Origin of the sequence: Pseudomonas vancouverensis (assembly GCF_004348895.1) — a bacterium.
GTDB lineage: Bacteria > Pseudomonadota > Gammaproteobacteria > Pseudomonadales > Pseudomonadaceae > Aquipseudomonas > Aquipseudomonas vancouverensis.
Map to the genome: position 1 here is coordinate 143336 of NZ_RRZK01000035.1, position 12229 is coordinate 155564.

Consider the following 12229-nt stretch of genomic DNA (forward strand, 5'->3'; position numbering starts at 1 on the left):
AAAACCCGCCAACACAGGCGGGTTTTTATTGGCGTATCGAAAATTACTCTTCGATGCTGCCCATGGCCGTGGTGTTGAAGCCACCGTCCACGTACATGATTTCACCGCTGATGCCCGACGCCAGATCGGAGCACAGGAAGGCGCCGGCGTTGCCGACTTCTTCGATGGTGACGTTGCGACGCAGCGGGGTTTGCGCTTCGTTGGCGGCCAGCATCTTGCGGAAGTTCTTGATACCGGAAGCCGCCAGGGTGCGGATCGGGCCGGCCGATACGCAGTTGACGCGGGTACCGTCCGGGCCCAGGGAACCGGCCAGGTAACGTACGCCAGCTTCCAGGGAAGCCTTGGCCATGCCCATGACGTTGTAGTTCGGCATGGTGCGCTCGGCGCCCAGGTACGACAGGGTCAGCAGGCTGCCGTTGCGGCCTTTCATCATTTCGCGACCGGCCTTGGCCAGGGCTACGAAGCTGTAGGCGCTGATATCGTGGGAGATGCGGAAACCTTCACGGGTGGTGGCTTCGGTGAAGTCGCCGTCCAGTTGGTCGCCCGGGGCGAAGCCGACGGAGTGCACGATGCAGTCCAGGCCGTCCCACTTCTTGCTCAGTGCTTCGAAGACCTGGGCGATTTCTTCATCGCTGGCCACGTCACACGGGAAGCACAGCTCAGGGCTCGAACCCCAGCCTTGGGCGAATTCTTCAACACGACCTTTCAGTTTGTCGTTCTGATAAGTGAAGGCAAGCTCAGCGCCCTCGCGATGCATGGCGGCAGCGATGCCGGATGCGATGGACAGCTTGCTGGCGACACCGACGATCAGTACGCGCTTACCGGCGAGAAAACCCATGTGTTGCTCCTCTTTCAGGTTATTGCGCAGTGGCTGGTGCCAAAAAAGCGGCTTCCAGCAACTGCTGTGTATACGGATGTTGGGGGGCGGCAAAAATGCTTTGCGCGTCTCCCTGTTCGACCACTTGGCCATGCTTGACCACCATCAACTGGTGGCTCAGCGCTTTCACCACAGCCAGGTCATGGCTGATAAACAGATACGTCAGGTTGTACTTGGTTTGCAGTGACCGTAAAAGCTCCACTACCTGGCGTTGTACCGTGCGGTCGAGGGCCGAAGTCGGCTCGTCCAGCAAGATCAACGCCGGTTTTAACACCAGTGCCCGGGCAATGGCGATCCTCTGCCGCTGCCCGCCGGAAAATTCGTGGGGGTAGCGGTGCCGGGTTTCCGGGTCCAGACCTACCTCCTTGAGTGCTGCAATAATCGCTTGTTCCTGTTCCGCCTCGGTGCCCATTTTATGGATCCGCAGGCCTTCGCCAACGATCTGGCTCACGCACATCCGTGGGCTCAGGCTGCCAAACGGGTCCTGAAACACCACTTGCATCTCGCGCCGCAGCGGCCTGACCTGTTGCTGCGTCAGGCTGTCCAGCGCCTGGCCCTCGAAGCGGATCGAACCTTTGCTGGCGATCAACCGCAGGATGGCCAGGCCCAGGGTCGACTTGCCGGAACCGCTTTCACCCACTATCCCGAGGGTCTGACCCTGGGGCAGGCTGAAATTGATGCCGTCCACCGCCTTGACGTAATCCACCGTGCGCTTGAGCAAACCTTTCTTGATCGGAAACCACACCTTGAGGTCCTCGACCGCCAGCAAAGGCGGGCCGATCACGTTGCTTGCAGGCTTGCCGCTAGGCTCCGCTGCCAACAGTTCCCGAGTGTACGGATGCTGCGGCGCGCGGAACAGTTCTTCGCACGATGCCTGTTCGACGATGCAACCTCGCTGCATGACACATACGCGATGCGCAATTCTTCGCACAAGGTTCAAATCGTGGCTGATCAGCAGCAAAGCCATGCCCAGACGCGCCTGCAGTTCTTTGAGCAATTCGAGGATTTTCAGCTGAACGGTCACGTCCAGGGCTGTGGTCGGTTCATCGGCAATCAGCAATTCAGGCTCGTTGGCCAGGGCCATGGCGATCATCACGCGCTGGCGCTGACCACCGGACAGCTCATGTGGCAGGGCCTTGAGGCGTTTATGCGGTTCGGGGATACCGACCATCTCCAGCAGTTCGAGGGTGCGCCGGGTCGCGACCTTGCCGGTGAGGCCCTTGTGGATGCCAAGCACTTCGTTGATCTGCTTCTCAATCGAATGCAACGGATTGAGCGAGGTCATCGGCTCCTGAAAGATCATCGCAATGCGGTTGCCGCGAATGTGGCGGATGGTTTTTTCTTTCAGATCCAGCAGGTTCTGCCCGGCGTACTCAATGGTGCCGGACGGGTGCCGCGCGAGCGGGTAGGGCAGCAAGCGCAGGATTGAATGCGCCGTGACCGATTTGCCTGAGCCGCTTTCGCCGACCAGAGCCAGGGTTTCGCCGCGCTTGATGTCGAAACTGATGCCTTCGACGGCGCGCTGGCAACGGTTGCCGACGACGAATTCGACGGCGAGGTCGCGCACTTCGATCAGATTGTCCTGATTCATTTCACTTCCTCGGGTCGAAGGCATCGCGAGCGGACTCACCGATGAACACCAGCAAACTCAACATCAACGCCAGCACCGCAAAGGCGCTGATACCCAGCCACGGCGCCTGCAGGTTGGATTTTCCTTGCGCCACCAACTCACCCAGCGACGGGCTGCCGGCTGGCAAACCGAAGCCGAGGAAGTCCAGGGCGGTCAGGGTGCCGATGGCGCCGGTCAGGATGAACGGCATGAAGGTCATGGTCGAGACCATCGCGTTGGGCAGGATGTGGCGGAACATGATCGCACCATTCTGCATGCCCAGCGCGCGGGCGGCGCGCACGTATTCCAGGTTGCGCCCGCGCAGGAACTCGGCCCGCACCACGTCCACCAGGCTCATCCACGAAAACAGCAGCATGATCCCCAGCAGCCACCAGAAGTTCGGCTGGACGAAGCTGGCGAGGATGATCAGCAGGTACAACACCGGCAGCCCGGACCAGATCTCCAGAAAACGCTGCCCGGCCAGGTCGACCCAGCCGCCATAGAAGCCCTGCAGGGCACCGGCGATCACACCGATGATCGAGCTGAGCACCGTCAGGGTCAGGGCAAAAAGCACCGAGATGCGAAAACCATAGATCACCCGGGCCAGCACATCGCGTCCCTGGTCGTCGGTGCCCAGCAGGTTATCCGTTGAAGGCGGGGCAGGGGCCGGGACCCGCAGGTCGTAGTTGATGCTCTGGTAGCTGTAGGGGATCGGCGCCCACAACACCCAGGCGTCCTTGGCCTTGAGCAGTTCACGGATGTAGGGGCTTTTGTAGTTGGCTTCCAGCGGGAACTCGCCGCCGAAGGTGGTTTCCGGGTAGCGCTTGAGCGCCGGGAAGTACCAGTTGTTGTCGTAGTGCACCACCAGCGGCTTGTCGTTGGCGATCAATTCGGCGCCCAGGCTGGCACCGAACAGCACCAGGAACAGCCACAGCGACCACCAGCCACGCTTGTTGGCCTTGAACAGTTCGAAACGTCGGCGATTGAGCGGGGACAGGTTCATCTCAATGCTCCCGGCTTTCGAAGTCGATGCGCGGATCGACAAAGGTGTAGGTCAGGTCGCCGATCAGTTTCACCACCAGCCCCAGCAGGGTGAAGATGAACAGGGTGCCGAACACCACCGGGTAATCGCGGTTGATCGCCGCTTCAAAACTCATCAAGCCGAGGCCGTCGAGGGAGAAGATGACTTCCACCAGCAACGAGCCGGTGAAAAAGATGCCGATGAAGGCCGAGGGAAAACCGGCGATCACAAGCAGCATCGCGTTGCGAAACACATGGCCATAGAGCACGCGGTGGTTGGTCAGGCCCTTGGCTTTTGCGGTGATCACATACTGTTTGTTGATCTCGTCGAGAAAGCTGTTCTTGGTCAGCAGGGTCATGGTCGCGAAGTTGCCGATCACCAGGGCGGTCACCGGCAGCGCGAGGTGCCAGAAGTAGTCGAGTATCTTGCCGCCCAGGCTCAACTCGTCGAAGTTGTTCGAGGTCAGCCCGCGCAGCGGGAACCAGTCCAGGTAACTGCCGCCGGCGAACACCACGATCAACAGAATGGCAAACAGGAAGGCCGGGATCGCGTAGCCGACGATGATCGCCGAGCTGGTCCAGACGTCGAAATGGCTGCCGTGCCGCGTCGCCTTGGCGATCCCCAGCGGGATCGACACCAGGTACATGATCAGGGTGCTCCACAGCCCGAGGGAAATCGACACCGGCATCTTTTCCTTGATCAGGTCGATGACCTTGGCGTCGCGGAAGAAGCTGTCGCCGAAATCCAGGGAAGCGTAGTTCTTGACCATGATCCACAAGCGTTCCGGCGCCGACTTGTCGAAACCGTACATGTGCTCGATTTCCTTGATCAGTGCAGGGTCCAGGCCCTGGGCGCCACGATAGGCAGAGCCGGCGACCGAGACTTCCGCGCCGCCACCGGCGATGCGGCTGGTGGCGCCTTCGAAGCCTTCGAGCTTGGCGATCATCTGTTCCACAGGCCCGCCGGGTGCGGCCTGGATGATCACGAAGTTGATCAGCAGGATGCCGAACAGGGTTGGAATGATCAGCAGCAGTCGCCGAAAAATGTACGCCAGCATCTGATTACTCCGTGTCCGCAGGATCGGCCTGCAGTTTGGTTTCGACTTCTATGGCCGGCGCGATGTCGGGCTTGACCCACCAGGTGGCGGTGCCGATGTCATATTTTGGCGAGACCTTGGGGTGTCCTATGTGGTTCCAGTAGGCCACGCGCCAGGTCTTGATGTGCCAGTTGGGTATGACGTAATAGCCCCATTGCAGCACGCGGTCCAGCGCGCGGGCATGGGCCACCAGGCTTTGACGTGAATCGGCGTTGATCAGTTGCTCGACCAGTTGATCAACCACCGGGTCCTTCAGGCCCATGGAGTTGCGGCTGCCGGGCTTGTCGGCGGCGGCTGACATCCAGAATTCACGCTGCTCGTTACCCGGCGAGTTGGACTGCGGGAAGCTGCCGACGATCATGTCGAAGTCCCGCGAGCGCACGCGGTTGATGTACTGGGAAACGTCGACCCGGCGAATCACCAGGTCGATTCCCAGGTCACTCAGGTTGCGCTTGAAGGGCAGCAACACTCGCTCGAACTCGGTCTGGGCCAGCAGGAACTCGATGACCACCGGCTTGCCAGTGGCGTCGACCATTTTGTCGTCGACGATGCGCCAACCCGCTTCCTGCAGCAGTTGGTAGGCTTCCCGCTGCTGGGCGCGGATCATGCCGCTGCCGTCGGTGGTCGGGTTCTCGAAGGCTTCACTGAACACCTGTGCGGGCAACTGGCTGCGGAATGGGGCGAGCACCGCCAGCTGATCGGCGTCAGGCAGGCCGGTGGCAGCCATTTCCGAGTTTTCGAAGTAACTGCGGGTGCGTACGTAGGCGCTGTTGAACAGTTGCTTGTTGGTCCACTCGAAATCCAGCAGCAGTGACAGCGCCCGACGCACGCGCACATCCTGGAACACTGGACGGCGCAGGTTGTAGACGAAGCCTTGCATGCCGGTGGGGTTGCCGTTGGGGATCTGCTCCTTGATCAGGCGTCCCTCGGTGACCGCCGGAATGTTGTAGGCATTGGCCCAGTTCTTCGCGGTCATTTCCAGCCAATAGTCGAACTGCCCGGCCTTGAGGGCTTCCAGTGCCACGGTGTTGTCGCGGTAATAGTCGGTGGTCATCACGTCGAAGTTATAGAAACCACGGTTGACCGGCAGGTCCTTGCCCCAGTAGTCCTTGACCCGCTCGTAACGTACCAGGCGTCCGGCCTTGACCTGACTGACCTTGTACGGGCCACTGCCCAACGGGATTTCCAGGTTGCCTTTGTTGAAGTCGCGGTTGGCCCACCAGTGCTTGGGCAGGACCGGCAACTGCCCAAGGATCAGCGGCAGTTCACGGTTGTTGCTGTGTTTGAACTTGAACAGCACGGTAAGCGGGTCTTCGGCGACCACTTCGGCCACATCGTTGTAGTAGCCGCGGTACATCGGTGCGCCATCCTTGGTCAGCATCTCGAAGCTGAACACCACGTCTTCGGCGCGAATCGGATGTCCATCATGGAAGCGTGCTTCCGGACGCAGGTAGAAACGTACCCAGGCGTTATCCGGGGCCTTTTCGATCAGGCGGGCGATCAGGCCGTATTCGGTGAAGGGTTCGTCCAGGCCTTGCTTGGCCAGGGTGTCGTAGATCATGCCGATGTCGTCCGCCGGCACGCCCTTGCTGATGAACGGGTTGAGGCTGTCGAAGCCGCCGAAACCGGCCTGGCGGAAGGTGCCGCCCTTGGGCGCGTCCGGGTTGACGTAGTCGAAGTGCTTGAAATCGGCCGGGTACTTCGGCGGCTCGTTGTACAAGGTGACGGCGTGTTGCGGGGCGGCGCAGGCCAGCCCGGCGAACAACAGGCCGCCGGCCTGCAGGAGCAGGGTGCGTAGGGCGGTCATCGATCTTTCTCCGAAGATTTCAGCCACCACGCATTCAAGCCCAATGTGTAGGGCGGCGTGGTGACAAAGGCGAACCGGTTGCGGTACGCCAGGCGGTGATAATTGAGGTACCAGTTGGGAATGATGTAGTGCTGCCACAGCAGCACGCGGTCGAGGGCCTTGCCGGCGGCCACCTGTTCATCGCGGTTTTGTGCGGCGAGCAATTGTTCGAGCAAATGGTCGACCACCGGATTGGCAATGCCGGCGTAATTCTTGCTGCCCTTGACCGAAGCCTGGCTGGAGTGAAAGTACTGCCACTGTTCCAGCCCGGGACTCAAGGTCTGGTTGAGCGTCATCAGGATCATGTCGAAGTCGAATTGATCCAGCCGTTGTTTGTATTGGGCCCGGTCGACCGTGCGCAGCCTTGCATCGACGCCGATGCTGGCGAGATTCTCGACATAGGGCTGGAGGATGCGCTCCAGGTTCGGATTGACCAGCAGCAGTTCCAGGCGTAGCGGCTGCCCGGCGGCGTTTTGCAGGCGCTGGCCGTTGAGTTTCCAGCCCGCTTCGGCGAGCAGGCCAAGGGCCTTGCGCAAGGTCTCCCGGGGAATGCCGCGGCCATCGGTTTGCGCCAGGCTGAACGGTTCGGTAAACAGCCTGGCCGGCAGTTGTTCGCGATAGGGCTTGAGCATCAGCCATTCATGGCCGATCGGTAGGCCCGTGGCGGCAAACTCGCTGTTGGGGTAGTAACTGGTGGCCCGCTGATAGGCGCCGCTGAACAGCGTGCGGTTGGTCCACTCGAAGTCGAACATCAGCCCCAGCGCCTCGCGGACCTTGGCGTCGGCGAATGTTGGGCGACGGCTGTTGAAGAATAGCCCCTGGCTCTGGGTCGGGATCTGATGGGGGATCTGCGCCTTGATCACGTCGCCGCGACGGATGGCCGGGAAGTTGTAGCCGGTGTCCCAGTTCTTCGCCTGATGCTCGATATAAATGTCGAACTCATTGGCCTTGAACGCTTCGAACGCCACGTCGCTGTCGCGATAGAACTCGACTTCCATGCGATCGAAATTGTATTTGCCGCGGTTGACCGCCAGGTCCTTGCCCCAGTAATCCTTGACCCGCTCAAACACGAGCTGCCGCCCCGGCGTGACCGAGGTGATGCGGTAGGGGCCGCTACCCAGCGGTGGTTCGAAGGTGGTGGCCTTGAAATCGCGACCTTTCCAGTAGTGCTGGGGCAGTACCGGCATTTCGCCCAGACGCAGGATCAGCAACGGATTACCGGCGCGTTTGAACACGAAGCGGATGCGCTGGGGGTTGAGGACGTCGACCCGTGACACTTCCTGAAGGCTGGTGCGGTACAGCGGATGGCCTTCCTTGAGCAACACGCGGTAGGAAAATGCCACGTCGTAGGCGGTGATCGGGGTGCCATCGTGGAAGCGTGCTTCGGGTCTGAGATTGAACACCACCCAGCTGCGGTCCTCGCTGTACTCCACCGACTGGGCGATCAGGCCATAGCTGGACGCCGGCTCGTCGCCCGATGGCGCGTACTGGCCGGTGCCGACCATCAGCGGCTCGTTGAGTTCGTTGATGCCGTATTGCAGGAAATTCGGTGTGGTGACCGGGCTGGTGCCCTTGAAGGTGTAAGGGTTGAGCGTATCGAAGGTGCCAAACGCCATCACCCGCAACGTACCGCCCTTGGGCGCTTGCGGGTTGACCCAGTCGAAGTGGGTGAAACTGGCCGGATACTTGAGGGTGCCGAACTGCGCATAACCATGGCTTTCGCTGATCGTCGCGCTTGCGGTAGAGCTCAAGGCCAGGCTGATCAGGAACAGGTGCAGACGCTTCAAATAGGGAATCCGATCCAGGCGGCTTGGGCTTTGTCGGCCGTACAGTAACAGCTTGTCTGGACAGGAAAAAGACGGGGGTAGCGGGTTCTTGATTGCTGGGGAGGTTGTTCTGCCTGCGCCCATTCTGTGGCGAGGGAGCTTGCTCCCGCTGGGCTGCGCAGCGGCCCCAATACTCTGTTGATATAGCGCTTCGCAGAACTTTCGACGGCTTCGCCGTCGAGCGGGAGCAAGCTCCCTCGCCACAAAGACTTCCAACGCTGGAAACAATGAAAAAGCCCCTGATATCAGGGGCTCGTTTTTAATGCGGGTTGGAAACCGTCAGCATCTGTCCAGGCTTCAGCGCCTGACCCACGCGCGGGTTCCAGCGCTTGAGGTGCTGCATCTCGACATTGAAACGTTTGGCAACAATGTACAGCGAGTCACCTTGCTGGACCTTGTATCGGGTCTGCGGCTTTTTGCTGTTGGCTGCAACCACTGTGTTCACGCGACCTGAGCCACGCTTGACCTCTTCGTGCATGACCAGGGTCTGGCCGGGCTTGAGGTTCTTGCCGGTCAGCTTGTTCCAGCGTTGCAGATCCTTGACGTCGACCTTGTTGGCCCTGGCAATGGAAGCCAGGTTGTCACCGCGCTTGACCCGATAGGCGCGCCGCACGGTGGCGACCTTGGTGTCATCGGCGCCGTCGAAGACCGGTTTGAGCGACTTCTTGCTGATCAGTTCCTCGGGACGCATGGTCTGCAGGCTGCTGGTCAGCAGTTGCGCCTTGGACGTCGGCACCAGCAGGTGCTGAGGGCCATCGATGGTGGTGCGTTGCTTGAAGGCCGGGTTGAGCTGGAACAGTTCGTCTTCGTCGATGTTGGCGACTTCAGCAACCTTGGACAGGTCCATGCGCTGATTGATCTCGACGACCTGGAAGTAGGGTTCGTTGGCGATCGGGTTGAGGTTCACGCCATAAGCCTCGGGCGACATGACCACTTGCGAGAGGGCCAGCAACTTTGGCACATAGGCCTGGGTTTCCGCCGGCAGCGGCAGGTTCCAGTAGTCGGTTGGCAGGCCGAGCTTTTCGTTGCGCTCGATGGCCCGGCTGACGGTGCCTTCGCCGGCGTTGTAGGCCGCCAGGGCCAACAGCCAGTCGCCGTTGAACATGTCGTGCAGACGGGTCAGGTAATCCATGGCCGCGGTGGTCGAGGCGGTAATATCGCGACGGCCATCATAGAAGCGAGTCTGGCGCAGGTTGAAGTAGCGGCCGGTGGAGGGGATGAATTGCCAAAGACCCACCGCGTCGGCCCGGGAATAGGCCATCGGGTTGTAGGCACTTTCAATCACTGGCAGCAGCGCCAGTTCCAGCGGCATGTTGCGTTCTTCGAGGCGTTCGACGATGTAATGAATGTAGAGGCTGCCGCGTTCGCCGGCGTTCTCAAGGAAGGAGGGGTTACTGGCGAACCACAGGCGCTGTTGCTCGATGCGCGGGTTGACGCCCAGCCCGTCCTGCAACTGGAAGCCCTGGCGCATGCGCTCCCAGACATCCTGGGGAACTTGCGGGCTGGGTTTTTCGCTGAGCCAGATCGGCTTCTGTTTGGCGCGCGCGGCGATGTTGGGCGTATGCGCCGCATCGGTCTGCGGCGCATGGCTGGAACAGCCCGCCAGAGTGGCGGACACAGCCACCGCGATGGCTTGAGCCAGGCGGGTCAATGCGTCTGAATTGATGGCTTTGCGAGTAGGTGACGACATTGGCTGGAAGTAAGTTCCGGGCAAAAATGTCGGGCGATTCTAGAAAGCACACCCTGCGCGGTCAACCATTGAGAATTTCAGGGCCGACAGGCAGCCCTGTCAGAACGTGTCTTTCCAGGCCCGCAGTGCCGCAAAAACCGCACTCGGAGCCCGGTTATCGGTGCCGGTCCGTTCGTCCGCTTTTTGTTTAACGGATGTTTCACCGGTGCGCAAAAAAGGGTTCGTCAGCTTTTCCAGCGCCAGTGTCGTCGGCAGCGTCATGATCCCGGCTTGCCGTTTGCGCGTGACTTCGGCAAGGCGTTCGGCGGTATCCGGGTTGCCGGGTTCGACGGCCGCGGCGAATTTCAGATTGCTCAGGGTGTATTCGTGGGTGCAGTAGACGAGGGTGTCTTCCGGCAACGCGGCCAGGCGTGACAGCGAGGCGTGCATTTGCTCCGGTGTGCCCTCGAACAGGCGCCCGCAGCCGGCGGCAAACAGCGTGTCGCCACAGAACAGCAGGCCATGATGGTAATAAGCTATATGTCCCAGGGTATGGCCGGGGACCGCGTAGACATCAAAATCCAGGCCGAGCACCTGAACCTTATCGTTGTCATGCAGGGCCACGTCACGCGCCGGGATGCGTTCGCTGGCAGGGCCATAGACCGTTGCGTCCGTCGCCTTCTTCAGCTGTTCGACGCCGCCGACGTGGTCATGATGGTGATGTGTGATCAGAATATCACTCAGTACCCAACCCGGATTGGCCGTCAGCCAGGCTTGTACAGGGCCGGCATCACCCGGGTCGACGACCGCGCAGCGTTTGCTGGCGTGGTCTTGTAACAACCAGATGTAGTTGTCGGTGAAGGCGGGCAGGGCTGTGATCTGTATCATCGTCGGATTCGCCAAGCGGAAAACAATGGCGCATCTTAGAACTTCCTGGCGCGTTGGAGAATGCAATGACTGATAAAGCGTTCGCACAGGCCGATCCCGACTGGCTGGCGTTGATCAGCGCGGCCCGTGAATGGCTGGAAGGTCCCCTTGGGCAATTTCTGCTCGACGAAGAGCGGCGCATGCTCGAGGACGAACTCGGGCGGTTCTTCGGCGGCTACCTGGTGCACTACGGTCCTTCGGCGCAGACGCCGCCTTCGGCACCGCAGGTGCAGCGCAATGTGCGCCTGGGGGCGCCGTTGCCGGGCGTCGAGATTGTCTGCGAAGAGCAGGCCTGGCCCCTGAGCGAACATGCCGCCGATGTAGTTGTCCTGCAGCACGGCCTGGATTTCTGCCTGTCACCCCACGGTTTGCTCCGTGAAGCCGCCAGCAGCGTGCGGCCCGGCGGGCACCTGCTGATCATCGGGATCAACCCCTGGAGCAGCTGGGGCCTGCGCCATGTGTTCGCCCAGGACGCCTTGCGCAAGGCGCGCTGCATTTCGCCCTCGCGGGTCGCCGACTGGCTGAACCTGCTGGGCTTTGCGCTGGAGAAACGGCGCTTCGGGTGCTATCGTCCGCCGCTTGCTTCACCCGCCTGGCAATCACGCCTGGCCGGTTGGGAGCGTAAAGCGGGTGACTGGCAACTGTCCGGTGGTGGCTTCTATCTATTGGTGGCACGCAAGATCGTGGTCGGCTTGCGACCGGTGCGCCAGGAGCGTCGCGAACCGATGGGCAAGCTGATCCCGCTGCCGATGGCCAAGGTCAACCGGCGCAACATCGAACCTTGATTTTCTGATTTTTTCCGGCCGGGCACGTCCCGGCTTCGGGCGTCGTCGGTCTGCAATCGGCGAGCCCCTGCATTTCTGGACAGACTGGCATGAGCGATAGCGTAGAACTCTTCACCGACGGCGCCTGCAAGGGCAATCCCGGCCCAGGCGGCTGGGGCGCATTGCTGGTGTGCAAGGGCGTTGAAAAGGAACTCTGGGGCGGCGAAGCCAATACCACCAACAACCGCATGGAGTTGATGGGTGCGATCCGCGGCCTGGAAGAACTCAAGCGCCCTTGCGAGGTGCTGCTGGTGACCGACTCACAGTACGTGATGAAAGGCATCAACGAGTGGATGGACAACTGGAAGAAGCGCGGCTGGAAAACCGCGGCTAAAGAACCGGTTAAAAATGCTGACCTGTGGAAACAGCTCGACGAACAGGTCAACCGCCACAAAGTGACCTGGAAGTGGGTACGCGGGCACATCGGCCATCACGGTAACGAACGTGCCGACCAATTGGCCAACCGTGGCGTGGATGAAGTGCGCGGGTATAAGCAGGGCTGATTTGCGTCTACCTGAATCACTCCAGCAAGCG

The 12229-nt window shown here is 60.9% G+C and carries 10 protein-coding genes; 2 read left to right on the forward strand and 8 right to left on the reverse strand.

The genetic code is table 11. The features are described 5' to 3' along the window. Positions 1 to 43: 43 nt before the first annotated feature. The 8 genes from fabI to gloB all read right to left on the reverse strand — a co-directional run bounded on the left by fabI (position 44) and on the right by gloB (position 10832). Positions 44 to 838, reverse strand: a complete 795-nt coding sequence (gene fabI, locus EIY72_RS27370; protein ID WP_093222042.1) for an enoyl-ACP reductase FabI — start codon at positions 836 to 838, stop codon at positions 44 to 46. Positions 839 to 857: 19 nt separating this feature from the next. After that, a complete protein-coding gene (locus tag EIY72_RS27375) occupies positions 858 to 2468 on the reverse strand; it encodes an ABC transporter ATP-binding protein (RefSeq protein ID WP_093222038.1) in 1611 nt (536 codons plus the stop codon). Position 2469: 1 nt separating this feature from the next. Beyond that, positions 2470 to 3489, reverse strand: a complete 1020-nt coding sequence (locus tag EIY72_RS27380; protein ID WP_093222035.1) for an ABC transporter permease — start codon at positions 3487 to 3489, stop codon at positions 2470 to 2472. A gap of 1 nt (position 3490) precedes the next feature. Continuing rightward, on the reverse strand, positions 3491 to 4564 hold the full coding sequence (locus tag EIY72_RS27385; protein ID WP_093222031.1) for a microcin C ABC transporter permease YejB: 1074 nt from the start codon (positions 4562 to 4564) through the stop codon (positions 3491 to 3493). Positions 4565 to 4568: 4 nt separating this feature from the next. Beyond that, positions 4569 to 6410: an extracellular solute-binding protein gene (locus EIY72_RS27390; RefSeq protein ID WP_093222028.1), complete on the reverse strand. Its 1842-nt coding sequence runs from the start codon at positions 6408 to 6410 to the stop codon at positions 4569 to 4571. Continuing rightward, entirely contained in the window at positions 6407 to 8236 is a 1830-nt protein-coding gene (locus tag EIY72_RS27395) for an extracellular solute-binding protein (protein WP_093222024.1), read from the reverse strand. Before EIY72_RS27395 ends, EIY72_RS27390 begins: the two co-directional genes overlap by 4 nt. Positions 8237 to 8534: 298 nt before the next feature. Next, positions 8535 to 9965 carry a transglycosylase SLT domain-containing protein gene (locus EIY72_RS27400; protein ID WP_093222020.1) on the reverse strand — a complete coding sequence of 477 codons (1431 nt, stop codon included), beginning with the start codon at positions 9963 to 9965 and terminating at the stop codon, positions 8535 to 8537. A gap of 99 nt (positions 9966 to 10064) precedes the next feature. Beyond that, a complete protein-coding gene (gloB, locus tag EIY72_RS27405) occupies positions 10065 to 10832 on the reverse strand; it encodes a hydroxyacylglutathione hydrolase (protein ID WP_093230564.1) in 768 nt (255 codons plus the stop codon). A 65-nt stretch (positions 10833 to 10897) separates the two neighbouring features. Here gloB and EIY72_RS27410 point away from each other — a divergent pair, with 65 nt between their 5' ends. After that, positions 10898 to 11656 carry a class I SAM-dependent methyltransferase gene (locus EIY72_RS27410; protein WP_093222016.1) on the forward strand — a complete coding sequence of 253 codons (759 nt, stop codon included), beginning with the start codon at positions 10898 to 10900 and terminating at the stop codon, positions 11654 to 11656. A gap of 89 nt (positions 11657 to 11745) precedes the next feature. Next, entirely contained in the window at positions 11746 to 12198 is a 453-nt protein-coding gene (gene rnhA / locus EIY72_RS27415) for a ribonuclease HI (protein ID WP_093222012.1), read from the forward strand. The last annotated feature ends 31 nt before the right edge of the window (positions 12199 to 12229 follow it).

Excerpts from the sequence above, each read along its gene's own strand:
- EIY72_RS27375 (WP_093222038.1), bottom strand. The coding sequence starts at position 2,468 with ATGAATCAGGACAATCTGATCGAAGTGCGCGACCTCGCCGTCGAATTC.
- EIY72_RS27380 (WP_093222035.1), bottom strand. The coding sequence starts at position 3,489 with ATGAACCTGTCCCCGCTCAATCGCCGACGTTTCGAACTGTTCAAGGCC.
- gloB (WP_093230564.1), bottom strand. The coding sequence starts at position 10,832 with ATGATACAGATCACAGCCCTGCCCGCCTTCACCGACAACTACATCTGG.
- EIY72_RS27410 (WP_093222016.1), top strand. The coding sequence starts at position 10,898 with ATGACTGATAAAGCGTTCGCACAGGCCGATCCCGACTGGCTGGCGTTG.
- rnhA (WP_093222012.1), top strand. The coding sequence starts at position 11,746 with ATGAGCGATAGCGTAGAACTCTTCACCGACGGCGCCTGCAAGGGCAAT.
- EIY72_RS27390 (WP_093222028.1), bottom strand. The coding sequence starts at position 6,410 with ATGACCGCCCTACGCACCCTGCTCCTGCAGGCCGGCGGCCTGTTGTTC.
- EIY72_RS27385 (WP_093222031.1), bottom strand. The coding sequence starts at position 4,564 with ATGCTGGCGTACATTTTTCGGCGACTGCTGCTGATCATTCCAACCCTG.
- fabI (WP_093222042.1), bottom strand. The coding sequence starts at position 838 with ATGGGTTTTCTCGCCGGTAAGCGCGTACTGATCGTCGGTGTCGCCAGC.
- EIY72_RS27400 (WP_093222020.1), bottom strand. The coding sequence starts at position 9,965 with ATGTCGTCACCTACTCGCAAAGCCATCAATTCAGACGCATTGACCCGC.